26 protein-coding genes and 2 pseudogenes are annotated in these 26,000 nt (G+C 55.4%); 18 read left to right on the top strand and 10 right to left on the bottom strand.

What is annotated here, in order from left to right; translation table 11 throughout:
- Positions 1 to 1,574: 1,574 nt before the first annotated feature.
- Together K227x_RS00670 and K227x_RS00665 are read right to left on the bottom strand one after the other, a co-directional pair.
- Complete coding sequence (locus K227x_RS00670; RefSeq protein WP_145167565.1) at positions 1,575 to 2,726, bottom strand: IS91 family transposase; 1,152 nt, start codon at positions 2,724 to 2,726, stop codon at positions 1,575 to 1,577.
- 16 nt (positions 2,727 to 2,742) lie between these two features.
- Positions 2,743 to 3,720: a site-specific integrase gene (locus K227x_RS00665; protein WP_145167563.1), complete on the bottom strand. Its 978-nt coding sequence runs from the start codon at positions 3,718 to 3,720 to the stop codon at positions 2,743 to 2,745.
- A 1,408-nt stretch (positions 3,721 to 5,128) separates the two neighbouring features.
- Between K227x_RS00665 and K227x_RS00660 the strand changes: the two genes are divergently transcribed.
- The 14 genes from K227x_RS00660 to K227x_RS00595 all read left to right on the top strand — a co-directional run bounded on the left by K227x_RS00660 (position 5,129) and on the right by K227x_RS00595 (position 15,583).
- Positions 5,129 to 5,758 carry a hypothetical protein gene (locus tag K227x_RS00660; protein WP_218933667.1) on the top strand — a complete coding sequence of 210 codons (630 nt, stop codon included), beginning with the start codon at positions 5,129 to 5,131 and terminating at the stop codon, positions 5,756 to 5,758.
- Positions 5,759 to 6,412: 654 nt separating this feature from the next.
- The gene (locus K227x_RS00655) at positions 6,413 to 6,841 is read left to right on the top strand and encodes a cyclic-phosphate processing receiver domain-containing protein (protein WP_145167559.1); all 429 of its coding nucleotides are present in this window, start codon (positions 6,413 to 6,415) and stop codon (positions 6,839 to 6,841) included.
- Between the two features lie 123 nt (positions 6,842 to 6,964).
- A complete protein-coding gene (locus K227x_RS00650) occupies positions 6,965 to 7,354 on the top strand; it encodes a hypothetical protein (RefSeq protein ID WP_145167558.1) in 390 nt (129 codons plus the stop codon).
- A gap of 134 nt (positions 7,355 to 7,488) precedes the next feature.
- Positions 7,489 to 7,944 carry a DUF6896 domain-containing protein gene (locus K227x_RS31550; protein WP_145167556.1) on the top strand — a complete coding sequence of 152 codons (456 nt, stop codon included), beginning with the start codon at positions 7,489 to 7,491 and terminating at the stop codon, positions 7,942 to 7,944.
- Between the two features lie 95 nt (positions 7,945 to 8,039).
- Positions 8,040 to 8,786, top strand: coding sequence for a cupredoxin domain-containing protein (locus K227x_RS00640; RefSeq protein ID WP_145167554.1), 747 nt, complete (start codon positions 8,040 to 8,042; stop codon positions 8,784 to 8,786).
- A 163-nt stretch (positions 8,787 to 8,949) separates the two neighbouring features.
- The gene (locus K227x_RS00635; protein WP_145167552.1) at positions 8,950 to 9,528 is read left to right on the top strand and encodes a hypothetical protein; all 579 of its coding nucleotides are present in this window, start codon (positions 8,950 to 8,952) and stop codon (positions 9,526 to 9,528) included.
- A gap of 344 nt (positions 9,529 to 9,872) precedes the next feature.
- On the top strand, positions 9,873 to 10,355 hold the full coding sequence (locus K227x_RS00630; RefSeq protein ID WP_145167550.1) for a hypothetical protein: 483 nt from the start codon (positions 9,873 to 9,875) through the stop codon (positions 10,353 to 10,355).
- A gap of 106 nt (positions 10,356 to 10,461) precedes the next feature.
- Positions 10,462 to 10,788 (top strand): IS66 family insertion sequence element accessory protein TnpA, encoded by a 327-nt coding sequence (gene tnpA, locus K227x_RS00625; RefSeq protein WP_145167548.1) that lies wholly within the window; start codon positions 10,462 to 10,464, stop codon positions 10,786 to 10,788.
- Entirely contained in the window at positions 10,785 to 11,135 is a 351-nt protein-coding gene (tnpB, locus tag K227x_RS00620; protein WP_145167546.1) for an IS66 family insertion sequence element accessory protein TnpB, read from the top strand. The genes tnpA and tnpB overlap by 4 nt, the downstream gene beginning before the upstream one ends.
- Positions 11,136 to 11,287: 152 nt before the next feature.
- Positions 11,288 to 13,054, top strand: coding sequence for an IS66 family transposase (locus K227x_RS00615; protein ID WP_145167544.1), 1,767 nt, complete (start codon positions 11,288 to 11,290; stop codon positions 13,052 to 13,054).
- A 162-nt stretch (positions 13,055 to 13,216) separates the two neighbouring features.
- The gene (locus tag K227x_RS00610) at positions 13,217 to 13,549 is read left to right on the top strand and encodes a hypothetical protein (protein WP_145167540.1); all 333 of its coding nucleotides are present in this window, start codon (positions 13,217 to 13,219) and stop codon (positions 13,547 to 13,549) included.
- A 44-nt stretch (positions 13,550 to 13,593) separates the two neighbouring features.
- A complete protein-coding gene (locus K227x_RS00605) occupies positions 13,594 to 14,073 on the top strand; it encodes a hypothetical protein (protein ID WP_145167537.1) in 480 nt (159 codons plus the stop codon).
- Between the two features lie 104 nt (positions 14,074 to 14,177).
- The gene (locus K227x_RS00600; protein ID WP_145167535.1) at positions 14,178 to 14,978 is read left to right on the top strand and encodes a leucine-rich repeat domain-containing protein; all 801 of its coding nucleotides are present in this window, start codon (positions 14,178 to 14,180) and stop codon (positions 14,976 to 14,978) included.
- A gap of 152 nt (positions 14,979 to 15,130) precedes the next feature.
- Positions 15,131 to 15,583 (top strand): hypothetical protein, encoded by a 453-nt coding sequence (locus K227x_RS00595; RefSeq protein WP_218933666.1) that lies wholly within the window; start codon positions 15,131 to 15,133, stop codon positions 15,581 to 15,583.
- 324 nt (positions 15,584 to 15,907) lie between these two features.
- Here the strand turns inward: K227x_RS00595 and K227x_RS00590 are convergent, their stop codons facing one another.
- Together K227x_RS00590 and K227x_RS00585 are read right to left on the bottom strand one after the other, a co-directional pair.
- Positions 15,908 to 17,059 (bottom strand): IS91 family transposase, encoded by a 1,152-nt coding sequence (locus K227x_RS00590; RefSeq protein WP_145167531.1) that lies wholly within the window; start codon positions 17,057 to 17,059, stop codon positions 15,908 to 15,910.
- A 16-nt stretch (positions 17,060 to 17,075) separates the two neighbouring features.
- Positions 17,076 to 18,053 (bottom strand): annotated as a pseudogene (locus K227x_RS00585) (site-specific integrase).
- Between the two features lie 256 nt (positions 18,054 to 18,309).
- On the opposite strand from K227x_RS00585, the gene K227x_RS00580 reads away from it, so the two are divergent.
- Entirely contained in the window at positions 18,310 to 18,723 is a 414-nt protein-coding gene (locus K227x_RS00580; protein ID WP_145167529.1) for a hypothetical protein, read from the top strand.
- Positions 18,724 to 19,352: 629 nt separating this feature from the next.
- Here K227x_RS00580 and K227x_RS00575 read toward each other — a convergent pair.
- Positions 19,353 to 19,886, bottom strand: a complete 534-nt coding sequence (locus tag K227x_RS00575) for a hypothetical protein (RefSeq protein WP_145167526.1) — start codon at positions 19,884 to 19,886, stop codon at positions 19,353 to 19,355.
- Positions 19,887 to 19,997: 111 nt separating this feature from the next.
- Between K227x_RS00575 and K227x_RS30110 the strand changes: the two genes are divergently transcribed.
- The 3 genes from K227x_RS30110 (at position 19,998) to K227x_RS00565 (ending at position 21,396) form a co-directional block, all read left to right on the top strand.
- Positions 19,998 to 20,225, top strand: coding sequence for a hypothetical protein (locus K227x_RS30110; protein ID WP_218933665.1), 228 nt, complete (start codon positions 19,998 to 20,000; stop codon positions 20,223 to 20,225).
- 252 nt (positions 20,226 to 20,477) lie between these two features.
- Positions 20,478 to 20,789: a hypothetical protein gene (locus K227x_RS00570; protein ID WP_145167524.1), complete on the top strand. Its 312-nt coding sequence runs from the start codon at positions 20,478 to 20,480 to the stop codon at positions 20,787 to 20,789.
- A gap of 127 nt (positions 20,790 to 20,916) precedes the next feature.
- Positions 20,917 to 21,396 (top strand): hypothetical protein, encoded by a 480-nt coding sequence (locus K227x_RS00565; protein ID WP_145167522.1) that lies wholly within the window; start codon positions 20,917 to 20,919, stop codon positions 21,394 to 21,396.
- An 82-nt stretch (positions 21,397 to 21,478) separates the two neighbouring features.
- On the opposite strand, the gene K227x_RS00560 is transcribed toward K227x_RS00565, so the two are convergent.
- From K227x_RS00560 to K227x_RS00540, 5 genes and pseudogenes are all read right to left on the bottom strand, one after another.
- A complete protein-coding gene (locus tag K227x_RS00560; RefSeq protein WP_145167520.1) occupies positions 21,479 to 21,664 on the bottom strand; it encodes a hypothetical protein in 186 nt (61 codons plus the stop codon).
- A 289-nt stretch (positions 21,665 to 21,953) separates the two neighbouring features.
- Positions 21,954 to 23,317: pseudogene (locus K227x_RS00555) on the bottom strand (IS3 family transposase); the annotation flags it as partial.
- Positions 23,289 to 24,071, bottom strand: a complete 783-nt coding sequence (locus tag K227x_RS00550) for an RNA polymerase sigma factor (protein WP_145167518.1) — start codon at positions 24,069 to 24,071, stop codon at positions 23,289 to 23,291. The gene K227x_RS00550 and the pseudogene K227x_RS00555, both read right to left, overlap by 29 nt.
- A gap of 100 nt (positions 24,072 to 24,171) precedes the next feature.
- On the bottom strand, positions 24,172 to 25,149 hold the full coding sequence (locus K227x_RS00545; RefSeq protein ID WP_246146404.1) for an efflux RND transporter periplasmic adaptor subunit: 978 nt from the start codon (positions 25,147 to 25,149) through the stop codon (positions 24,172 to 24,174).
- A 327-nt stretch (positions 25,150 to 25,476) separates the two neighbouring features.
- A complete protein-coding gene (locus tag K227x_RS00540) occupies positions 25,477 to 25,983 on the bottom strand; it encodes an SET domain-containing protein (protein WP_145167516.1) in 507 nt (168 codons plus the stop codon).
- Positions 25,984 to 26,000: the final 17 nt, after the last annotated feature.

Raw genomic sequence — 26,000 nt, 5'->3', positions numbered from 1 at the left:
AATCACCGCTCCCCCTTAGCAAAAGTGACTGCCTACTCGAAATGCCGACCACCATTCCCTTGGCTGCTTTCTGTGGCCACTACTGCTTTGCAAACCCATACACTCCGCCAACGGAGGTTCAACATCTTCCGTCGATTTTTGCCCGCAATACCGTTAAGACATTCGGCGCAACTACATTGTTCGTTGTGGGTTTTATTGGGGCGGTTCACGCAGATCTATTTGTACAACTCGGGACTCGCGACGCCATTGCTACGTACGCCAACCACAACTGGGTATGGAACAATTTCATACGCTTGCCCTATCTCGCCTGCATTCAGTTCGTACTGATCTTTGCTTGGTGTCGGGTACGAACAAACGGATGCAAAAATCGTCGACCCTCACTGTTCATTTCGCTTCCACTTGGGGCCATTTCGGGCGTAGGCCTGTTCCGCTCCTGGGACCTGATCGGCTCGATTATCGAAAACCAACTTGGCGTTGCAATGACTTGGGCCCCGCACTTCATGGCATGTTGGATTGCCTACGGGCTGACATCCGTTTCCTTGGCTGAGGCCTTACTTGCGATTCGCAGGTTCCAATCACATTGCCCGACGTAGCGGACAACAATGTGGTGCACCCGAGCACGCGAATCGGGGCGTTTTCAAATGGAGAGTCATCCGCGCTTGCCGGGTGACCACTGCCGTTATTCGAATCAAATGGAAATCTCTCGACACGTTGAACGCGACATCGTGCTTGACGAGGAGCATATCTTCGGTGCGGCGATATTGACGCCATCGCATAGCTGCGATCTATCGACATGGCGACTAACGATTAGTCGCGATGGTATCTTGGCGCAGACGATACGCGTTCGCCAACCGCCGTATCGTGGCGAACAAACGGTAACTCTTCACCAGCACATAGCCGAATCAGATATACAACGGCTTTACGACATTGCGTCCGAGATTAGGTTTCGCCACCTCAAGAGCTTTTACTCTCCAGCGGATATCGGAATAGCTTGCTGTGGAAACGCAACCACCGCATTGACGGCACGACTTCATTGCGAGGTTACGTCAGTACGATTCGACGGCGCAGGATACATGGCATACGAGGGATTCGATGCTGCAATTCGATACTGTAAACTTTGGCAAGCGATAAGTTCACACGCTCCTTTCGTTCCGTATGAGGACAAACGATGATGGTTGTAACAGCGGCGAATAACCAATAAGGATTTGACATCGCGAGCTTGCGAGCCGATGTTCAAGTCGTTTGTTCAACCAATAAGGATTTGACATCGCGAGCTTGCGAGCCGATGTTCAAGTCGTTTGTTCAAGAAGCCCGGAGGTTAGCGCCGGTGGTTACTTGGGTTTTGCTTCCGGTTGCGTCTGCGCGTCGAGTGCCCAGGTCGGCACTTGCGAGATTGCTGTGCCAGTTTCTGGTTCGTCGCCCACTGCTGTTGACGTTACTGACCGCAGCTCAGTGCTCCTGAGCGTCGTTGATGCTGGATTTTCTCGATCGTTGTTGACGTTGCCGCGCACCTTCAGCCCCCGCCCTCCCGGTGACGCTTCGAATGATTCATGACGCTGCTTTGAAGTTCTCATTTATCCACTGTCGAAATATGTCAGCGAATGTTCGGGGATGATCCGGGCCGATTGCAGCGACTCGTAGGTCACCTCCACCACCCGCAACTGGCCGCCACAGACGGCACACCGAAGCGGCGCCGTCAGTGGTTTCTCTTGCGGTGCGTGGCCGCTGCCCAGCCAGAAAGTCCAGCCCAAGAACAGCCACACCAACCACTTCACCTCCTCGATGGCCAGTTTGCTGTTCGAGCTCATCCAGCCGTAGTGCCGGATCTTGTGGAAGCCCGGTGGCAGAACGTGCTGTAAGAAGCTCGCGACGAACGTTTCGCCGGCGACACGCTTGGTTTCCATTCGCTTCGGCTTGCTGCGGCGAATCGTATAAATCACTTCCGCTTCATCGACCGACACGATGCGACTGTTGTTGATCGCCACGCGGTGCACGTACGGTGCCAAGTACTTCAGCGTCGGCACGCCGTGTCCGACCGGTTGGATGTCGACGACGAAGTTTTTGTCCCAAGCTTGCTTGGGAACACAGTCATAGAGGCCCGCCGTCCGGAGTTCGTCGGCGAGCTTGGCCTTGTAGACTCGTATCAACGTCGCATGATGGAACAGGAAGTTCTTCGGTGTGCTCTGCCACGAGACCGCATTGCCGCTCTCATCCAACTTCACTCCGCCGCCGGGAACGACATAGTGAATGTGCGGATGATAGACGGCAGGGTCACGCCCCCAAGTATGCAGCACACCGAAGAACCCCAGCACGCAACCGCGCAGGGCCTTGGTCGCCGCGCCGACGTCGCGGATGCTCTGGCTACTGGCATCGAATAGACAGCGGTATCCGTCTTGCTGATGAGCGCGCAGCACCAAGCCCAGTTCACGAGGGACCGTGAAAGTGACGAGGAAGTGATGCACTGGCATTAACTTGGCGGACTGCGTTTCAATCCACAGCTGCGTTTTCTCGTGACCACAGTTCGGGCAGTGCCGATTGCCACACGAACGCCCGACCCAGTGTTCTCGCCCGCATCCGTCGCATTGATAGTGAACGCCACCAAGCGCGCCGGTACGGCAACGCGTGATCACGCCAAGAACTTTCTGCTGGATGACTGAGACGGAGCCGGGATTCTGTTTCAAGTAAGCCGGTGCGAACTGCCGTAAGGCATCGCTGACGCTGGGCATCTTGCTGATGCAGAGGCTACTTCAACTTAGCTTTCGCACCGGCATCGTTGCCGTCGTCTTCTCCGGGCGATTTGCCGAACATCATGTTAATGACCTCGCGCGAGTTGGCCTCGGCGGTGTCGGTCAAGTGCAGGTAGATCATGGTGGACTGTAGCGAAGAGTGCCCCATCAGTTTCTGGAGGGCCTTCAATCCGACGCCCGCTTCGAGTAGGTGCGTCGCGTAACAATGCCGGAGCGTGTGCAGCGTGACTTTCTTGCCCAGGTTCATCGTTCCGGTGATCTTGGCGATGGCTTCCTGAACGGTCTTTTCAGACATCGGGTTCTTGGCCGTGCTGATCCCGTGCTTGGCCAGTGAGTGCCCGCGTCGATTGCCGGGGAACAGCAACGACGGATGCTGGTGCGTGCACCAATAGCTTCGCAACAACTTCAGCGTTGAAGGTGGCAGCGGCAGTAAGCGATCTTTGGCTCCTTTCCCGCGATGGATGTGAGCGAACCCGCGAGCGGCATCGATGTCACCAACCTGCAAGCTCAAGGCTTCGTTGAGCCGCAGTCCCATGGTGTAAACGGTCCAAAAGAAGACAAGCAGGCGTTGAGTCTTGGTGATCTGCATGATGCGGTGGACCTGCTCGATGGTCAGTACGACTGGCAGCGTTTTGGCGTTCTGCAGCTTGAGCATCGCGAAGATCTCCCAGTCGCGTTTGCAGGTGAAGGTGAAGAAGAACTTCACGCCCGAGAGTGCGACCCGAAGCGACCCATTGGCGAACTCGCGATCATTCTTGAGGTGTAGAAAGAACTGGCGGAGTTGCGTTTCGGTGACCTTGTCGGGACTGCACTTCGCAAAGTCGGACAGTTGCCGGACGGCACGGATGTAGCCATCGTGAGTGCGTTTCGCCTTTCCGGTAAGATGCAGGTCCTCGGAAAGACGCTGGCGAAGTTCGGCAGGAAAGTAACGACCGCGTGGATTTGCAGGAGTCTGGGGGTTAGACTTGGGCATGGATGTGTTCCTGTAGCAGGAGGAGTTGATGGGCTGTTCACAGCGAACAGCTCCTCCTGCCAGGATGCTTCAGCGAAACCTCAACTCCCTCATCAATTCCACCTCACCAAAATCCCGCCGCGATAGCGGCTTACTTGAACCAAGCCATGCAACGGAGCACGGCTTGCGAGGTTTTTGGCAATGGACAAGTCACCTTCCGTGCCCGCTGATGGCCACCGTTATCCGACTGAAATCCTCTGGCCCTGAAACCTGACTTTGCAATGGAGTGCCGAAAACCACTTACCTTTAGGTTGCACGCCTGCCTTTCGCTCATCGCGGCGTTTGCGTTTCTTGGTGTGGACGGTTACCACACTGGCTGGAACGCTACGATGCCCGGAAGTCACGGTGACTACTTCGGAAACGCCCCAAATATAAACTGGACGCACGGTTGGCCGCTGCAATTCTGTGTTCGCAGCTCGTGCTACCCCGTTGCACTCGGGCCCGGCAAGCCAAACCCGAAGATCAGCTATGGGCCGGTCGCCCTCTACAGTCGTTGGCCAATTGATAATGCTCCGGTCAAAGCGTTCCATCTATCCGCGTTTTTGGTTGACTTGGCAGTGCTCGCTTGCCTGGTTGCTGGCGTGTGGCTCGGCCTAGGGAAGATCCCTCTTTTCCCTGTACGCTTTAGTACTAGGTCGATGCTGCTACTTACCTTGATCGCCGCGTTGGTCTCGGCGCGTGCGGTGGCACTGCGAGTCCCGGTCACTGAACCTCGATACTTTTTCCAGGTCGCTGCATATACTGTCGTACTTGCTGGCGCATTGATCTCGCTATTCTACGTTGCAAAGCTTTGTTTGCTCCGGTTGATACCTAGCTTGGTCGCTAGGAAATTTGAGCAGCCAAGTAACGAAAGCGGATAACAAAACCATGCAACGGAGCCGCGTGTCATGCTTTTTTGCAGTGGTTGAATCGCTCGTCGCGGCCCGCTGATGGTTGACGTTATCCGACAGGTGCGCGATCGATGCGCCATCTCGCACCTACCCACATTACTGCGGGCTCCTCCCATCACGCATAGAACAACATGCTCAGTGCCACTCAAATCTACTCACTCGGTGTCTGCACCGGTGTTGGGATTACCTTGACGCTTCTCGCAGTCGCGGCGAGGCTCGAGGTGCTCGCATCCGATGCGTTGCTTGACATCGGTTGCCTTGTCTCTGGGGTTCTCCTTTGGCTCGTCAGCAGCGCACTGTGGTTGCGTCGCAAGACAACTGTCAATAACCAACTTCCACCTCACCGACCGTCTTCCACGCTTCCCGATTAGTTCAATTCCACGGGTCGCCGCCCCGGCGTTGTTTGCCACTGTCGTGATCTAACGCTCGACTAATGCACGCTATAATCGCCGATAACCATGGGTTGTTACAGAGCGACGGTGGCACGCTTTTCCGTCTGCTTGCAAGTCATTCGCCGCAGCCCGCAAAACCCTACCGTTATCCGACTGAAAGCAATCGGCTCAAGTTTAGCAAAGGAATGCCAAGTGTCGTCAACGAACCCCTACGCTTCTGCATCGCAAGCCCTTTCGAAATCTCGCTCGCAACCGAAACGAACGCTGCCGATGCGACGGGCCATCGGTTCTCATGTCGCTGCATTCTTCTGCGGGTGCATCATCGGGACAGAGGTTGCATACAGCATGCTGCTCGGCGGAACACTTTTTGGCGAATCTATTTTGCTGCAACAGCCACTCGCCATGGTTGCGCAGAATCTCGCAACTTGGCTCATCGCATCACTCTGTATCGCCGTTACGACTTTCATGCTTTTTCCACCTCGCTTTAACGCTACCGCACTCATTCGCGGCACCGTTGCCGGACTTGTCTTTGCGTTCCCGATGTTTGGCGTCAGCTGGCTCTCGATGTACCTCGCCCAGCGAGGCAGTGGTCTACCGGTGTTCCTCGTATCCGGCTCACTTACCGTTCGCTACATTTGCTACACCGTAGCCGCTATTTGCTTCGACTTTTTTGCGTGCGCCCTATATCGTCTCGGACGACGGATAACCATCGCGTGAACCGGAGAACGCGAGCCAAGCGATTTGGCCGTTAGAAACTTTCCCGCGCGTTCCCGGTTACGCGTACCGTTCCCCGACTGAAGTCCCTCTTTGCCCTTATAGCCCGATGTCCACGATCTGCGTTCGATATGCGTTTTCCCTCGCGACTATCGTCGCACTTGGGCTTTTAGCGACGGAACTTGTAGTCGCGTATCCAAGCCTTGGAATTGCGTACCTGATTATTCTGCTAACGTCTTCATTTCTGCCTTCTGCACTGATCCAACTTCATTTTAATACTGGTTGGCGATTTGCGACTGCACTAAACTACGCGCTGACAATTGTCGTGGCGTTTGGGTTTGGTGTAGCGCACTTTTACGCTATTCGACGCTCGATGTTGCCAGCAATGATCTTGGACAACCATGGGCTTAGGTACCCGATTCAATTTGCGGCGTTTTTCATGCGGGCAATACTGGTCCCTGCAATCTTCTCAACCCTGATCTTTGGTCTAATTTCCTACTTGCATTTCGCTCGTTTTCGCCGCACAGAATCGCCAGACGGCGGGGAACCATCGCGCGCACCGGAGAACGCGTGCTGAGCGACTTGACCGATAGGAACTTTCCCGCGCGTTCCCGGTGGCGCATAACGTTCCCCGACTGAAGAGACTGCACGCTAATCGTGAACTTTCTTGTGATGCTAGAAGACGACTTGGATCGCATCTCACGGTTCCGCGCCATTTTGGCTCTGCATCATCCGGCGGCGACACTGGACGTCCATCGAACTGCTCCCGATTTCATCGACGCGTATTCCCGTCTCAATCGCGTTCCTGATCTGATTTGCCTCGACCACGATCTGTTTACTGACTCACCTGATGACCCTGATCCTGGTGATGGCCGTGATGTCGCTGCGTTCTTGGTGACACGCGAACCAACCACTTCTACGCTCATCCACTCGACTAATGCCGCAGCGGCTGACTCAATGCTGTATTCGATGCGCGAACATGGATGGAACGTTGATCGCATCGCACCGCTTGGAGAGGACTGGATCGAGTCATATTGGTTTCCGACTGCCCAGGAAATGGTGGCCGCTCAAGATGGTCAACGTTAGAATTGCGGGGAACCATCACATGCACCGAAGGACGCGAGCCGAGCGGTTTGGCAATGGAGAGTCTTTCTCGCGTCCTCGGTGATGTGTACCGTTCCCCGACTGAGGCAATTTGGGATTGCGACATTGAACCCTTTCTCACCGTCGCCTGACTCAAGACTCGCGATCGAATCGAAGCTCGAGTCCAAACCTACACTGCTGCATGAACGCCCTGTGCTGACGTTCTTCGTCGCTACGGCAACCGCCGCACTGCTTAACTTGGCTGAATTCCTTGTTCTCGATTGGTTCACCGTTCGTGTTTGGCCGTACCCCGATGAAGTTGGCCAACGTGATTGGTTTATTCTCGCTTTCCCGTTACTTCCACTGATCGTTCTCGCCATGATTAGTCGTTTTCGACTACTTGACCTTCATGCGGGATCGGTACTTGGTGCGGGGATACTCGGCTTCATCTGTTCGATCCCACTGTGTGCTACCGTTGGAATATGGTTTCACTTCGCTATTGGCGGTAAACTGTGAACGTCCGAATCACGCGTGATACCACTGGCGAAAAGCGGGGAACAATCCCGTGCACCGGAGCCGGGCTTGCGAGCGTTTTGGCAATGGTTGACTTTTCACTCCCGGCCCGGTGACGGGTAGCGTTCCCCGACTGAATGATGCTGACGATGGATGATCGGCTTCGCCCTCTGATCGACGACTACAAATCGACTGTTGCACGAGCAGTAGACGCGCTCGAAGCCACTGGAATACCTCGGCCTGCATCTACGACTGAATGGGTTGGCTATGACGTTCCTGGACGCGCGGTACTTGTTGGTGGTGGCGAGTACGTCATTCACGGATTTGGGTGCGTTGTACGTTTGCCCGACACATCGGTCGACTTCGACTTTGGCGACGATGGGCAGATTGATGGCTTTGACTGGTCCAGACTGTTGTCATTTGCTGGCTCTCGACTCTTAAAGCGGTATGGGATACGCGACGAAATTGAACTGCGATCATTGATTGATGACGCACACGCATCGGGAGATCTGGTACATTCTGGGTACATCCTCTCGTACACCCGCGATTCATTTCCACCTGCCCCGGAAGTTGAAGATAGCGGGGAACCATGACATGCACGGGAGGACGGCTTGCGCGGTTTTTGAAGTGGAGGATCTTTCGTCCGTCCCCCGTGATGTCTACCGTTACCCGATGGAGCTAGTGCCAAATGAAGCGATCAGCATTAATCATCGTCGGACTACTGCTGTCCATGACCGTTGCTCAGGCTGAAACTGCGTCACTCAGGATGCGATTCGCACTCGATCCCTCTTCTGCAACCGCGCAAGCAGGCAATTTCAATGCGAATCCGTTAGGTAAGAGTAACCAACTGGAAATTGATCCTGATTCGAATGGAATTCGAAACGTAGTTGTATACGTCTATACGGGACGTGGCGGCACGAAGCTGAAAATTGCACCGCACAAAGGCGAGCAACTCAAGTTAACGATAGCGGAGAATGGATTTCACCCGCACGTCGTTCTCGCTCGGCTGGGCGACACGCTAGAGATCCTTAACCGCAGCCCCAGACGCCATTTCCCACAAATTACATTCTTTAACGCTCCGGCTGTAAACATAGAGTCACTTCCCGGCAGATCGGATTTTGTAAGACTTCCCGCAGGTGCTCCTACCACGGCCGCAATCGAATGCCTGGTCACGCCAAGCTTGAATGCGTTGCTCCTGATAATGGATCATCCATTTGGTTGCGTCAGCGACAAGAATGGTGCAGTTGCTATCGAAGGTTTGCCGGTAGGCACCAAGCTGATTTTTCGGGTATGGCATGAGGCAGGCCATTTTAATCACGTTAAGATTTACGGAGATTCTGTCGAATGGCGTCGATCTCGCTTTGAACTTACCTTGGCACCCGGGGTCAATGACTTCGGCGACGTACTTGTTTCTGGCCAGACATTCCAAAAGTGACGTCATTTCGCGGGTAACCATCGCGTGAACCGGAGAACGCGAGCTGAGCGATTTGGCCGTTAGAAACTTTCCCGCGCGTTCCCGGTTACGCGTGCCGTTCATCGAATGAGTTGACGTCAAAATGAAGTCGCTATGTTGTTGCCTTCTTGCCGCAATATCGTCAATGATTGCCAGTTGCTTCGCGGCAGACTGGCCACCGACGACCTTGGCGGGTGCATGGATTGTCGATTCGACATCCGTCGACGGCGATCCCGACGTTGAACGAGGCAACCTCGCTCTGCTTCTGATCGGAGAGCATCTGATTCTTGCAGAGTCTTTCCCGGACAATGCAATGCCTCCGTACGCCGACGCTCTTCGGCTTTCGGATGGAAAGCGAAATGAAGACCGTTACACTGCAATGCTCCATCTTCCCGCTATCGGCCCCTCGTGTTTCAGCGTGGGTCACGACAAGTCCCAAGCAGTTATCACCTTCACCATGAACGCGATCAATGGCAATGATCGCCTTACTGTGGCGTTGAAGGGCGTAAACCTCGAAGCGAAACGACTCGGACACGCTGCCGCAAGGAGTCGAATTCAGACGCTCTTGCGAGAGCCGGAATTAGATTGTGATAAGGATACTCGAACGATGCTGATTAAATACGTCGCCTCACAATCAAAACCAAGTACCGATGAACCATGCGATGCAACGGAGCCGGGCTTGTGCGGCTTCACGAATGGAAACTCAACTTCCCCGGCCCGCTGATCGCCGCCGTTATTTGTACTAAACCGACGCGTCTTTTGGTGCATCGGAACCGATGGCCTCGGCGCACAACTCGTGATCTCAATGCTCGATGGCACTCCGTGATCGACTCGCACGACTGCCGACCCGCGTGCCGACGCAACGCCCGAAAACTTGCCGGCCGACTCCATGCCCGGTAGGCTGACGGCTTGCCGACCGCTAGTCCGACGACTGGTTCGGGCAAACAAATAACCAAGTGATTCAACGGAGTCGGGCCTGCAAGTTTTCACCAATGGACAGTCAACTCTCCCGACCCGCTGATCACCGACGTTCGCCGACCAAGTTTTAGACGATCGGAGATTGGATCGGTGCGACGACCGTTTGCCATCCTTGACTTGCTGCTCTTCACTCTGATTGTTGGCGTTCATCTTGCGCACCTTCCGCTTGCCGTTGACCATGCGAATTCTCCTCTGATCCTCCTCGTTCCGCTCGTTCCGACACTCACTGCAGTATGGATTCAACTACGATTTCGCCTCAAAACCCCGCAGGGTACACTCACGCACTACACCGTTTGTGTTGTTTGGGCTTTCCTGTACGGATACGGATACTGCCTCACGCTGAACGCACGCCAGGCATCCAAGCCAACTCACGGCCGGATGTTTGACCCCTTCTCGTGGGCATTCGACGGCATGCAAGAAATGGCTGTTCTTGCACTCCTTACTTCTGCAATCTACGCTGCGGTGTCGTGGTTGGCATTGCGTCGCGCAAACCGGCGGATTTCCGCGAAACCCGACGACCCGATCGCGGCGAACCATGCGTTGGACCGGAGTGCTCAAAAACGCCTTTCTTGATGGTTGATCGTTCGTTCGCACCCGGTCAACGTAACCGTACACCAAAACCATTGTAGGCGCAGGTTTTAGGCTATTGGGTTTACCTTGCTTCCCAATGGAGAACCCTATGAATCGAGCCGAAACCGCGAAGCTTTGGACGGAGCGTCTGCAACGATTTGAGCAAGCTCAGATGACGGTCGCTCAATTCTGTTCCGCCGAAGGTGTTTCGCAGCCGTCTTTCTACAACTGGAAACGCAAGCTGCGGTCGACGCGGGATCCGAAAGTCCCCGTCGTGGCCAAGTTTGTGCCCGTCTCGTTTCAAGCCACACCGGATCGCCCCGCTCCCGCAGCCAATCTCGCGAACGCGACGATTGAACTTCCCGGTGGCATCCGCATTCGTATCGAAGTGCCAACTGATTCTCAGCCGAATCCACTGCGCAAGGATCAACCATGATCGGATTGCCTGATGGCATGCCGATCTATCTGTGCACCGAGCCGGTCGACTTTCGAAAAGGCTTTGATGGTCTGACCGGAATCGTCACCACCTCGTTGGGCAAGAGCGTCACCGACGGTTCGCTGTTTCTGTTTGTCAATCGAAAGCGAGACCGCATCAAAGCCCTCTGGTGGGAGACTGGTGGATTGACCTTGTGGTACAGGCGACTCGAGCAAGGCACCGTCGAGCTGCCAACGCCTCCCTGTGATCAAACGCACGTCACGATCGATTCGGTCGAACTGGCCATGTGGATCGCAGGCGTCTCACTGAAATCGGCCAAGACAAGACGCAAGCGAATGGTGGCGTAGGGCCGTCTGGCCGGCCAGTTCCACTTCGCATCAATCAGTTCCACTTCGCATCAACCGGCTTCGTGAGAACATTCTCGCGGGGCCGGTTTTCTTTTGGACTTTCGTGGGGACGCACTTGCGCTTTTGGTGGCGAACTTTATAATGTCGCCATCATGGATCCCAAACCACTCCCCGCCGACCTCGATGCTGCTCATGCGTTGATTCAAAAACAAGCCGTCGCACTGGAGTTGAAAGACAAGCTGATTGAGGAACAAGCCCACAGCGTCTTAGAACTTAAGTCCGACCGTGACAAACTCGACGAGAAGAACATCGAGCTGAACCTGACGATCGAGAAACTTCTCAAGCAACTTTTTGGTCGCAAGAGTGAGCGACGCATCGACTGTGACGGCCAGCTGCATTTCGACTTGGGCGAAGAGCCCACGCCCGAAGTCATCAGCGCACTCGAAGAAGCGATCTGCGACGCTCGACAAATTGTTGACGATGCCGAAGAAGACAAGAAGAAGCGACGACGAAATCGCTCCGCAACCGGCGACCGCAAGTTCCCCGAACATTTGCCGCGCTATGAACGCATCGTCGATGTGCCCGAAGGAAAACGCGAAGGCTTGACCCTGATCGGCTATGACGAAGTTGAAACGCTGGAGTGGGTTCCCGCGGATCTCAAAGTCCGACTAACCAAGTATGCCAAATACGTCCACCCAACCGACAAAGCGCAAGGCATCGTCAGCCCCGAGCGGCCCACGGGCCTCGTCGAATGGGATCGCTTCGACGCCTCGATCGGTGTCGAGGTGGTGGCCTGGAAGTACTTCTATCACCTGCCGTTCTATCGTCAACAAGACATGTTCGGGGCCAGCGGCTGGACGCCCAGTCGCAGCACACTGCAGAACATCGAAACGGCCGTCGAGTTCGCCCTGCGTCCGCTCGCCGAGCACTTGCAGAGCATTCTGAAACAAGATCCCACCGTTGGCTGTGATGACACCGGCGTGCTGTTGATTACGCCCGCCGCGATGCCGGACTTATCGGATCACCCGCGCGGTAAACGTATCACCGAGGTCCTCGAGAAGGCGATGACCACAGGCAAGCCAAGCATCAAAGCGAACTTCTGGGGCTACTACGCTTCACGGCTTCCGGTTGTCGCTTTCGACTTCACGGTTAGCCGTCACCGTGATGGTCCGGACGACGTGCTGAGTGACTTTGAAGGTAACCTGATTGGCGACTGTTGGTCGGGATTTCAGAAGATCCAAATACGAAGCGACTCGCGAATCACTTTCGCAGCGTGCTGGGCACATGCGCGTCGCAAGATCGACGAGTGCCGCAGTGCGTTCCCGATCCAAGTGGCGAAACTTGAGTCGTTGATTGGAAATCTTTACGACGTGGAGGATCAATGCAAACACCTTACTGCGCCGGAGCAACTTTCGCGACGCCAAAGCCTGTCACGTCATGTTCTGGATCAGATCGAAGCCTATCTTTCCAGTGAAGCGATGCAGTCACCGAAGGTGCTTCCCAAGAGCAACCTTGGGATGGCGGCGGCCTACGTCCGTCGGCACTGGGAGGCACTCCATCGTTTTACCGAAGATGTATCGATCCCGCTGGACAACAACGACTGCGAGCAGTTGATGAAGCGGGTGGCGACGGGTCGCAAGAACTGGATGTTCAAAGGCTCGGTGGCCGCGGGCGAACGGGCTGCAAACTTAATGACAATCATCGGGAGCGCGATCCGCAACAACTTGGACGTGCGAGCGTACTTGGATGATGTCCTGCGGCGTGCGCTATCCGGCGAAACCGACTGGCAATCAATGACGCCCCATGCCTGGAAGGCAGAACATCCCGAATCGATCCGGCAATACCGCGACGACGAACGTCGCCAAGCCGCCGACCGCAAGAAAACTCGCCGCGCCCGCCGCCGAACCCGCAAAAAGTAACCAACCCCAAGCGCCCAACTGGTGCTGGTGTACGGTTACCGTTCGCCCACTGAAGTACATTGCATTTGACGCCGAGCATGTTATTCGCTGCCTGTTGGCAGAGCTTCTCGCGACTCAATCAACATGACTGACGATCTACGAACTGCGGACCGAACGTCCGGAATGGACACGAACCATCGTGGGATCACTCTCGAATCGCTACGGCGGTTTACCGCGACGATCGGCCTGTGGTCATTCGGTGTTGTGGCGATTTTCGGTTCACTGATCTCACTGTCGCTTATGATCGTCGTACCACTCTTTTCGCTCGAGAACGATTCATGGGGCCGCGCAGACAATCCGCACACAATCGCAAACGTAATTTTATACTCGCTGATCGGGGCGGTCGCGATATTTGCTGCTCGCAGTTCTGATCGCGTACGATTTTGGCTTGGTGTTGGTGCGTTCCTTGCTTTCGTCGTCTACGGACTATACGATTTCGGGCTGTTCGACACCTAACCACAGCTTCCAAACGTCCTACATAAAACGGGGCGAACCAAACGATGCAACCGAGCGGCGAAGTCGGGCGTTTTGAAGTGGTTGATCTTCCGTCGCCGCCGGCTGATCGTCAACGTTACCCGACTTGCTTCGCGATGGCGGGATACAAGACTGCAATGACGAACCCGTACTCGCCATCAAATGCACATCTAAACGATCCGCGATCCGCGTATCGAGCTAACTCTGCCTTCAAGGCTGTGCTCATAAGCTGCCGCAATGGTTTGCTGTGGTCGTTGGCCGTGATGGTGCCCATATCGTTTTTGGTTGTACCGGCAATTCCACGCCGACTGGTTCGTGACCAAAATGGCGACGCAGTGTCGTACATTGAGTCTGCTGGCTATCTGGGGATGATACAGGAGATGCTCGGTCTTGTTGCCCCCATTGCAATGATCTGGACACTGTCTGCAGGTGCTGTCGGCCTGATACGCTATGCTCGTACTGGCGGTTTGTTGCCGCTAGACGCTCGCCCAAATGACGGCGGGTAACAATCGCGTGCACCCGAGTACGCGAGTTGGGCGGTCTTGATATTGAAAATCTCTCGCGCGTACCGGGTGACGCGTGACGTTCTGTCAGTCATGAGGAAGAAACTATGCGAAGTGTTTTGATGTTTGCCATCGCGTTGGCATTCACCTTCTTCTCTGGCATCTCCATCGGTCGGGAGCCATCCCTGCCGAAATCCGCAGAGCTGACGAAAGACGGTGATGGCAATGTCACTGCCGTGCGAATAGCTGGTAAATCGAACCGTGAACGGATTGACTTACCGCGTGAGGCCGTTGAGGCTCTTTCGAAGCTTACGCATTTGCAATCGCTCTCACTCTGGGGGACAACCGTTGATGATGACGACATAGACCATCTAGCTGGCCTCGCAAATCTCCGAACCATTGACCTCACATTCACAGATGTGACGGGCGAGTCGCTACGGGCGCTCTCATCTTTAAAGAATCTTCTATCTATTCGACTGGAAGGATGCGATGTGAAAGACGAGCATCTTGCCCCCGTGACCGAGATGCCGCAGCTTGCGATGCTGTATTTGGGCCGAACGAATGTCACGGACGCTGGCCTTACGCATCTTCGTGGACTCAAAAACCTAAACCTCCTGCAACTCTCCGATTGTACCATCACGGATTCTGGCCTAGCATCGCTTGGTGATCTTCCGGTCATCCAGCATCTCTGGCTATCGAAGACGATTCGATACGGTACCGGGGACCGTAGTAACTTGACGGACAACTCGATCGATTACTTGGCCTCACTGGACACATTGATTGATTTGCAGATCGCCGATTCACAACTCACCGATGCCGGTTTGGAGCGATTGCGGGATGGCCTACCCAAGGCGAAGGTCAGCACGGTTCGAACTGGTGTGACCTACGTCGATCGCAAGAAGCCGTGACAGAACCATGGGATGCAACGGAGCGGCGGTGGTGCGTTTTTTGGTGCGTTCAACGTCAACTCCCGCCGCCCGCTGATCCCAACCGTTATTTGGCAAATACAATTCAACACGTATGGAGACATCATATGCGCCCCACTGGAAAATCATTCGCCTTGACTGTTCTCGCATTAGCCACTTCGCTCTCGGTCGCGTACGCTGCTACGATCGAATCACAGGACACAGGCAATTCGTACTACCTATACACGGGCGCGCTCAACCCAACTGCCGCAGGCGTTGTTTCCGTCCCATCTCGATTCAAATGGAGTGTTGAAACCTGCGTGGCGGGAATTGATTTGCAAGGCAATCCCCTTGCAGACTCACGGCTGATGTTGCGACTCTACGATCCTGACCACAACTTTACTGCCATTACCGCCCAAATGGATTTGGAAACTGCCGAAAAACTCCGACAAGAACTCGCTGAAATCATCGCGAAGAAACGCGAGAACCCCAGCTTTCAGCATCGTCCAAAACTGTATGACGCTGATATGATTCCGGCTGGCCAACTAAAGGGTATCAACGAACAGGGTGAGGCGATCATCGAACTTGAGCCCAAAGAAGCCAAATAACCAATAAGGATTTGACATCGCGAGCTTGCGAGCCGATGTTCAAGTCGTTTGTTCAAGAAGCCCGGAGGTTAGCGCCGGTGGTTACTTGGGTTTTGCTTCCGGTTGCGTCTGCGCGTCGAGTGCCCAGGTCGGCACTGGCGAGATTGCTGGGCCAGTTTCTGGTTCGTCTTCCGCTGATGTTGATGATATTGGCCGCAGTTCAGTACTCCTGAGCATCGTTGATGCTGGGTTTTCTCGATCGTTATTGACGTTGCCGCGCACCTTCAGCCCCCGCCCTCCCGGTGACGCTTCGAATACTTCATGACGCTGCTTTGAGGTTCTCATTTATCCACTGTCAAAATATGTCAGCGAATGTTCGGGGATGATCCCGTCCGATTGCAGCGACTCGTAGGTCACCTCCACCACCCGCAACTGGCCGCCACAGACGGCACACCGAAGCGGCGCCGTCAGTGGTTTCTCTTGCGGTGCGTGGCCGCTGCCCAGCCAGAAAGTCCAGCCCAAGAACAGCCACACCAACCACTTCACCTCCTCGATCGCCAGCTTGCTGTTCGAGCTCATCCAGCCGTAGTGCCGGATCTTGTGGAAGCCCGGTGGCAGGACGTGTTGCAGGAAGCTCGCGACGAACGCTTCGCCGGCAACACGCTTGGTTTCCATTCGCTTCGGCTTGCTGCGGCGAATCGTATAAATCACTTCCGCTTCATCGACCGACACGATGCGACTGTTGTTGGTCGCCACGCGGTGCACGTACGGCGCCAAGTACTTCAGCGTCGGCACGCCGTGTCCGACCGGTTGGATGTCGACGACGAAGTTTTTGTCCCAAGCTTGCTTGGGGACACCGTCGTAGAGGCCCGCCGTCCGGAGTTCGTCGGCGAGCTTGGCCTTGTAGACTCGTATCAACGTCGCATGATGGAACAGGAAGTTCTTCGGTGTGCTCTGCCACGAGACCGCATTGCCGCTCTCATCCAACTTCACTCCGCCGCCGGGAACGACATAGTGAATGTGCGGATGATAGACGGCAGGGTCACGCCCCCAAGTATGCAGCACACCGAAGAACCCCAGCACGCAACCGCGCAGGGCCTTGGTCGCCGCGCCGACGTCGCGGATGCTCTGGCTACTGGCATCGAATAGACAGCGGTATCCGTCTTGCTGATGAGCGCGCAGCACCAAGCCCAGTTCACGAGGGACCGTGAAAGTGACGAGGAAGTGATGCACTGGCATTAACTTGGCGGACTGCGTTTCAATCCACAGCTGCGTTTTCTCGTGACCACAGTTCGGGCAGTGCCGATTGCCACACGAACGCCCGACCCAGTGTTCTCGCCCGCATCCGTCGCATTGATAGTGAACGCCACCAAGCGCGCCGGTACGGCAACGCGTGATCACGCCAAGAACTTTCTGCTGGATGACTGAGACGGAGCCGGGATTCTGTTTCAAGTAAGCCGGTGCGAACTGCCGTAAGGCATCGCTGACGCTGGGCATCTTGCTGATGCAGAGGCTACTTCAACTTAGCTTTCGCACCGGCATCGTTGCCGTCGTCTTCTCCGGGCGATTTGCCGAACATCATGTTAATGACCTCGCGCGAGTTGGCCTCGGCGGTGTCGGTCAAGTGCAGGTAGATCATGGTGGACTGTAGCGAAGAGTGCCCCATCAGTTTCTGGAGGGCCTTCAATCCGACGCCCGCTTCGAGTAGGTGCGTCGCGTAACAATGCCGGAGCGTGTGCAGCGTGACTTTCTTGCCCAGGTTCATCGTTCCGGTGATCTTGGCGATGGCTTCCTGAACGGTCTTTTCAGACATCGGGTTCTTGGCCGTGCTGATCCCGTGCTTGGCCAGTGAGTGCCCGCGTCGATTGCCGGGGAACAGCAACGACGGATGCTGGTGCGTGCACCAATAGCTTCGCAACAACTTCAGCGTTGAAGGTGGCAGCGGCAGTCAGCGATCTTTGGCTCCTTTCCCGCGATGGATGTGAGCGAACCCGCGAGCGGCATCGATGTCACCAACCTGCAAGCTCAAGGCTTCGTTGAGCCGCAGTCCCATGGTGTAAACGGTCCAAAAGAAGACAAGCAGGCGTTGAGTCTTGGTGATCTGCATGATGCGGTGGACCTGCTCGATGGTCAGTACGACTGGCAGCGTTTTGGCGTTCTGCAGCTTGAGCATCGCGAAGATCTCCCAGTCGCGTTTGCAGGTGAAGGTGAAGAAGAACTTCACGCCGGAGAGCGCGACCCGAAGCGACCCATGGGCGAACTCGCGATCATTCTTGAGGTGTAGAAAGAACTGGCGGACTTGCGTTTCGGTGACCTTGTCGGGACTGCACTTCGCAAAGTCGGACAGTTGCCGGACGGCACGGATGTAGCCATCGTGAGTGCGTTTCGCCTTTCCGGTAAGATGCAGGTCCTCGGAAAGACGCTGGCGAAGTTCGGCAGGAAAGTAACGACCGCGTGGATTTGCAGGAGTCTGGGGGTTAGACTTGGGCATGGATGTGTTCCTGTAGCAGGAGGAGTTGATGGGCTGTTCACAGCGAACAGCTCCTCCTGCCAGGATGCTTCAGCGAAACCTCAACTCCCTCATCAATTCCACCTCACCAAAATCCCGCCGCGATAGCGGCTTACTTGAACCATCCGATGCACCGAAGGACCGGGCGTCGCGTTTTGACAATGGAAAACCAACTCCCGCTCCTCGGTGATCGGTACCGCTCGCCGACTGAAACGAAACGCACTTTACGGATCTGCCTTTGAGTGACTCACCATACCGACCGCCGTCCGAGAATCAGGCAGCGCAGCAAGCTGATTACGAACCAGCGGTGACCTCGCATACGCTTTTGCCTTTTGCGCAACTTGGAATGCGCCTGCTTGGCGTTCTGCTCGTCGTCGACGGACTTGGTGCGATTTCTGGTGGGTTGGTTCAGGGTCTTGTTCAGGGACGCGACTATGCGGCTGAAGGATACGGTTTCGTTGTCGATCCTCATTCTGCAGGATGGGCGGCTGGTGGCATTCCTTTTTTGATCATCGGCGTCTATTTGGTTGTTGGGGGTAATTGGATTCTTCAAAGTGTATTCCTTCCGTCCCGACGCCCGGCTTCCGACGCCCCCAATGCATCTGAAGTAGAACACGGCGAACCAGACGATGCACGCGAGTCGCCGAGTTGAGTTTGTTGAAGTGGTTTGTCTTCCGCGGCGACCACGTGATCTTTAACGTTATCGCACCTACTTCCCACCTGTTTCCGACGAACACTCGCTAATGACTGATATTCCCCCAGGCGCATCTGACGTTATTGCTCGCGAACAGGTTGCGAATTTGCTCGTCGGGCCGGTTCAACGGTGCCCGTCACCGATTCGTGAAACCATCGAAGCGGATATTGCAAAACTGCTTGATCGCCCCACCTGCTCAACACCGGCGCACGTCGCCGCTTTCTACGCAGAGATTCAGAGGCTCCAGACTCTAGTAGCGGGACACTGATCATAGTTGCGGAACGCACGCTGCTTGCCCTGCTCTGCAACTATTGCGATCTCCATGGGTTGTTACGGAGCCGGGCTTGCCAGATTTTTGAAGTGGAACATCAACTGTCCCGACCCGCAAAACCCAACCGTTCCTCGAATGAAATGAACGTGCTCTATCAACTTCCTGTCTGGCTGCTCTTTTTCGCAGTGGCCCTTCCGCTGACGTTCATCGCTTGGTCGTCTCGGCATGCTGCATATGCATTGTCCGCCGAACCGATTGACGAGGCAAAGACAATTTATGAAGGCCCAAGTACTTACAATGATGATGGCACACGCACTCAGACGATCACGGTCCAAATTCCGAAGGGGCAGTCAGTCACGATTACGCAGACTTTCGGTCCGATCGCGATTACGGCCAATGGGCGTACATGGGCGGCGTATTCTGTATAGTTGAGATTGGTCCTTGTGTTCGTAGGGCTGATCGGATTGTTCCATTTCCCTTCGGCGTTGCAACCAAGTTTTGGCTCGGTCGTACCCCAAGCGTCCGCAGCCGAGGAACCATAAAATGCACTGGAGTACGGGTGGTCTGTTTTCTCGTTTGCTTGCAAGTCGTTCGCCCGTACCCCGTGATTTTCAGCGTTCGCCGAGCAATTAGGGAACGCACGACCAAACGGTCTAGACAATGGATCGCAGCTCTCGGCGCTATAGTTGCACTCATCGTTCTTGGCCCGACCATCTTGGATCGGTTTCTCCTGTTTCGCTTCAATCACGCGATCGCGGATGTTCGGGATACCAACATCTCGTTGGTTCGTTTCAAGCCACACGTTGACCGCGAATTCGTCACCATTTCTGATCCAGAGGTTCTTTGCCAAATTCAGAAATGGCTCGGAACATCAAAATCGCCGAAGACGTTTTACTCGTATCCGCCAACTACCTGTCCGCTCGAAATCACACTTACGAATGGGAACGTTGAACATTTTGACATGTCTCCGACCGGACTGACTGCGACATACATCGCCGAACTCGACGCCGACCGATCATTCGAGCGGCAACGCCAATTGTCGTACATAGTGCTATCACATGATGGCTACTATCGCTTACTCCCTGAACAACCGTTTACACCTTACCTGCGCGCAACCAATCAACTTGATCCCGCCGTCCCAAAGCCATTCTTCATGTACAGTCGCGAGGACGATGTTGGATCGCTATAGCCGCACAACACTGACTCCTTCGCTACAATACGACGAACCATGACATGCGCCGGAGGCCTCGAAATCGCGATTGGACAATGTTGCTCATCCGCTCGTCCCCGCTGATGGCCAACGTTCGCCGACTGAAAACATATGTGGGCAAAGCCACGACGAGCCGGCGGCCTGCGAATCCGAGGTCAACGCGGCAACCCGAATGTTCGCTTTGCAATCCTTCGTTTCGCAAAATGGCTTCGCACTGTTGAATCGCATCCGGTGCGAGTCCCAGTTTACCTATCGCCGCACGCATATTTGAGGACAGTCGACAATCGGATTGTGTCGGCGGCTTTTTTTGCGCCCTATGACCCGACGGACGAGCCGTTCATCCGAATCGCAACCGGCGATTACCCTGCCCTATTGACTGAGCACGGACGTGACGACGCACTGGCAATGTTTCTAAACTCGTTGGCCCATGAATTGGTACACTACAACCAGTGGATTGAAACAGGCGATATCTCGGAACGCGGTGTTGTTGTTCGGGCTCGCAAAATGGTTGACCACTACGCGTTGACGACCGACCATCTTTGACTGACAAAAAGCGGCGAACCATGGGATTCAACGGAGCGGCGAAGTCAGGCGTCTTTTGGCGGCGAGATCGATCGTCGCCGCCCGCTGATCCCGAACGTTCGCTGACTGACATGAACGCAACGCAACTTTGGCCGACACACTATTGTTTGCTCTAATCTTACTGCTGTTTCTCGCTGCCTGCGGTCTCGTCGTCTGGGCTACGTACGCCGCGATCGCAGGGCGTATTCCGACATGGTCGCGTTTGCTGTATTTAGCTGCTCTGATTGGCAGCGTAGTTGCTGCGTATTTTTCGACGTTCCGCTACACCTATCTTGCGAATGCCAATACACGTTTTCACGGCTGGCCTGTTCCCACCGTGATTTTCCAGCGTGATGGACCGGGCGAACCGTGGCTCGACTTTGTTGGCCCAACCGTGATATTGGCATATCCAATGAACCTCGTGCTGTTTGCGTTCGTACCCGCGCTGGTGGTCTTGGCCGTATTCTGGTTTTGCAAACGACCACGGACGCCATTACCTGATGCGACGGCACCTACAGACCTTCGATCTGCTACCAAGCAGGATGCTGTCAACTCAGGTAACCCTTACCAACCACCGCTCCGTCCGTGATAGAATCGCGGCGAACCATGGGATCGGGATAGGGCCCGGTTGCCCGGGACCCCTCCCACACCACCTAGCATGCGGATCCGCACTAGGCGATTCGTCTTAGCGGAGCAAGCTCGCTCCATCTCTCTTCGAGGCTAAAGAGTCCGTTGACTTTGAGCCATGCGTTCGACAACGCTCGCTGGAAACCCGACGTCATTGAAAGACGCCAGACGGCTTTGCGACTGTTGCCGAACGCCATCGCATCGTCGTGCGAAATGCCGAGTGATTTCAACTTTCGGATCCGGGTGCGTGGAATGTGTCAACGACATTGAGACAACTTTCTAAACGGTTCAGTGATTGATGCCAGCGCACTTGGGGGCCAGCCCCCAAACCCCCGGGATTTTTTCAGGCATCGCTCGGGTGTTCAAAGGTGTTTTCGGTGGTAAGGTTGATTCGTCCGGTGAAACGGAAGACGGCTCTGCGGGGACGCAACCGTCCAAGGGATAATCGGATCGAGGGTGCGTCAAAGACGTTTCTTCGGAAGCTCCCGGGCAGGTTGGCTCGGGGGCTTCCCTTTTGCGTTCATCGATTGGTTTGGGAGGGTTGATCCAGACGGCTTTGGGAACACTTGCTGGCTTGGGAATTCCGTGAACGAAACGCTCGGGTGTCTTTTTCCACGCACCATGAAGAGTCTGCGTGCGAGCGGCAGTTACTTCCTCGGCGCGGCCGAAGTGCAACGATGATGGAGTTAGCAACCCGATGCCGCTGTGATAGTGCTCGTTGTTGTACCAGGTGAAAAACGTGCGACAGAACTGCAAGCCGTCTTCGTAACAGCCAAAGCGTTTGGGGAACTCAGGTCGATACTTCATCGTTTTGAATTGGCTTTCCGAGAACGGATTGTCGTTGGAGACGTGCGGTCGGCTGTGTGATTTGGTGACGCCCAGCGAACTGAGTAGCTGCGCGACGCTGTGAGATGTCATCGAAGGTCCCCGGTCGCTGTGAATGATCAGTTGTTCGGGTGGAATGTTCTGCTTGTCGATCGTGGTTTCAATCAGCTGCTTGGCCAAGTCGGCGCTCTCGCTATCGGCCAGCATCCAGCCAACGACGCAGCGGCTGTAGATGTCCAGAATCACGTAGAGGTAGTAGTACGTCCATGTTTCGGGGCCCTTGAGTTTGGTGATGTCCCAAGACCAGACTTCGTTGGGCGCGGTGGCGAGCAGCTCTGGTTTGCGATACTCGGGATGCTTCAGCTGGTTTCGTCGTTCGCGTGTGCTTTGATTGTCGGCCAAGATGCGATACATCGTTCGCACGCTACACAGGTAGTCGCCCTCGTCGAGCAACTTGGCGTAGACCTGTCGTGGTGCATGATCAGCGAAACGCTCGCTGTTGAGTTGATCAAGTACTTCTTGGCGTTCTTGCGGTGATAGAGCTCGAGCGGGCGCCGGCCTCGGCGCGGCTTGTCGATCGGGGTCGCGGCGACGATAGAACGTCGCACGCGACACATTCATCGCACGGCAAGCCACCGCGACGCCGACTGTTTCGCTCAGTTGTTTGGCGGCTGTCAGTCGTCCTTCTCGTGTGATCGTATCTGCATCATCTCCGAGACTTTTTTTTGGACGTCAATGATCAGCTCGGCGTGGCGGAGCTTCTCCTTGAGCCGCTCGTTCTCACGTTCAAGACGTTTGAGTTGATCGGCTGGTGAAGTTTTGCCGTTAGACTTTTTCGATGATGACAATGATTCCTCCCGCAATTGACGACGCCATTTTGCCAGGACCGAGGAGTAAATTCCCTCGCGTCTGAGCAGCGCCCCGATTTCACCGGGCTCGGTACAGCTCTCGGCCTCCAGGGCGATACGGCGTTTGTAGTCGGCGGTGAAGCGGCGACGGGCCGCTTTCTGTGTCACCTCCGGATCTTTTTCAATTTTTTTGTTGGCGGTATCGGTCATGCGAATGCTCCATGCCCTCAACTCTGATGAAATTCAAAGTTGTCTCACGCATGTTGGCACAGAGGGGTACCTGGTTAGCTGATAGAGCGACCAAGGCTTTCCGTACCTGCTGGCAAAGCTCGTCATACTCCATATCCACATTGGGCGGATCGTCGATTCCGGGCTCTTTGTCCAGACGGAGAATCACCTCTTGTTCACGATACCGCCGACGAAGCAGGTCCATTGCTCGTCGAGTGGCGATGCGACACAGCACTGCTCGCCAGCTACGAACTGAAGTAGGATCTATTCTTAATGCGTCTGCAATCGTTTGCTGAGAGCACTCGCTTGCATCTCCCGCGTTGCCCAACAATCGATACGACGTGCGCCAAACGTCGACTGAGTAGTCGGTCAAATTGCCGTGGAATTCAGACATAATCCGCTGATCAGCTGGCGTAAGATGGAGCGATATTTCGCTGGACAATATACCTAGTCGCGTGGCTGGACGACTCGTTACAGCAATCGTCAGTATTCTGATCGTGATTTGCAAATCAACGTTTGCCCTAGCGTTCCGTACAAATCGAGCAGCGGGAATACCGCATGCGCCAACATTCAGATTTGCAGAAGCTACGTCCTCCTGGACCTGGAGTAATGCAACCGCCTGGATCGATGCGATTCCTGCGTGCTGAAGCATCGCCGACGGTGGCGCCAGCGGATGTCTACATTGAGATGCGTTGCCGCGACTGCCCTGGGAGCGCGCCGGATTCACCCGCATCATTCCGCAGCGTCGTTCATGCTGTTCTATCGCTGATGGCCGCGCCACGAAGCGATAAAACGCTGGCGCTGCTAGGTGCGTGGACGGAGCGAAATCAAAGGGATCAGCGGCCAGCGATTTCCAAACGACCTCGCATTCCTGCGCGAGCGGCCAGGTCGGGGTTTTCGACGGTGGCCCACAGACGGGACTGGCCGGTGACGGGATGCAGTTCCGGTGAGACGTAGGTTACCTTGCCTTTCAGTACGTTGGGATTCCCGCTAGCGGGCTTCCCACCACCGGATTTCGACGAACCACCGTCCGGTTCGCTGCCCGCTAGGAAGAACCGAATCGATCGGCCGACCAGTTCGGAACCGTAGGTCTGTCCATCGACAAAGCATTCCACCCGGATCGGGTCCAGTGTCACCAGGCGCACGACGGGCTTGCCCGCTTCGACCCATTCGCCCGGTTCGACGGCAACCTCTACGACTTGTCCGTTGACGGGTGCATTGATTTTGTGCTTCTCCCATCTCGCTTTGACGATCTTGGCCGCCGCTTCTTTTTCGCTGGCGCTGGCCTGTGCCACCCGTTGCTCGTGCTCGGCTTGCTCGATCGCCAATTCAGCCTGATCGACGACCAGTTGCAGCTTAGCGATCTCGGTATCCGGGATCGCGCCGGCAAAGCCTTCGTTGGCTTGCACGCTTTGCTGAAGCTCTTGCGAGCGGACCTGCAACGTCCGCTTTGCATAACGAGCGTCGACGTCGTTTTCGGCTTCCATCTTTGCCGCTTGGAAGGACGCGTCGGCGGCTTCGAATTCGGTTTGCACCTGCTGGTCGTCCAACTGAACCATCCCGTCGCCGGCAGCCACCGAATCGCCTTCGGCCACCCAGACCTTGGACACGACCCCTGCAATCGGTGCAGCAACGAAGGTGTTCTGAATCAAGGAAAGCTGGGCATCGTCAATCACGATGGTGTCCCCTGATGCCCCGCTGAACGGAACCGCGCGAGGCTTTTGCCCCACCGCATGTTCGACATCGAGGACGATTCCACTTGCCGCTGCCAGACTGGTGACCATCCCTAAAAAGAAACGAAATCGGTGCGACATGAACTTGGCGTGGGATGCAATGCGAACGGAAGATGGGAACCACTGAACGGTTAGTCTAACCATTTTTGGCAACGGTCAAGCAGAACCGCCCCGGTCCATTCCATGGCCCGCGCTTGGCGGTCAATCACAAATCGGTGAAAGATGCACAGCAAACCGGTTTCATTATGACCGGCCGGCCCGGGGGCTGACCGCTTCCCACAACTCTGGGATCCGGTGATGGCTGTCAACGAATCCGGTCGGTCGTAGCGGCTTTCGCCGGAGGTACTCGGCTGGGCTCGAGTTCGGGGGCCATCTTCCGCCCAAAGGCGGTACTACAAACAGAGCCAACTACTTTTGTTTCTTGGTTTTCTTGGCCAGTTGCCGCATCGTTTCGACACCGTCTTTGGCGACCACCCAACCGCGGCAATTCGGAGCTCCGCAGCGGCAACGGGGCGTCCAGTCGCAGGGTTCCCACTGGTAATCAAATGTGATCTCGGTCTCGGCTTCGATATTGCAAATCGCGACCAAGCCAAGGCTTCGCTTTGTCAGGTGAATCAGTTCGGTGTTGGGGCTGCAACTGTGGTTCAGAAATGCCGCTGGGATGCCAGGCTCCAAGTACCACTGCTGATCCAGATCCATCACATAGCTGGATCCTTCGTAAGTCTTCTTGCTTAGCAACTGGCCAGTGATCTCAATCACCAATTCCCCAGGCAGGAACTGTCTTGCAGCAAAGACCCCGTGTCCCTTCTTGCCGCTGCTGACTTCCACATCACCATCGTGGTAGCTGCGGTAACCAGAGATTTGATCCACTTTGTCTTGCAGCTTCTTGCGGCGTTTCTTTCCAAGTTTCGTCATCGTATTGCGCTGTGAAG

The sequence above is a fragment of the Rubripirellula lacrimiformis genome, assembly GCF_007741535.1.
In the GTDB taxonomy this organism is placed as follows: domain Bacteria; phylum Planctomycetota; class Planctomycetia; order Pirellulales; family Pirellulaceae; genus Rubripirellula; species Rubripirellula lacrimiformis.
Note: the sequence above shows the minus strand (reverse complement) of the source record. Positions and strands in the feature narration are given on the sequence as shown.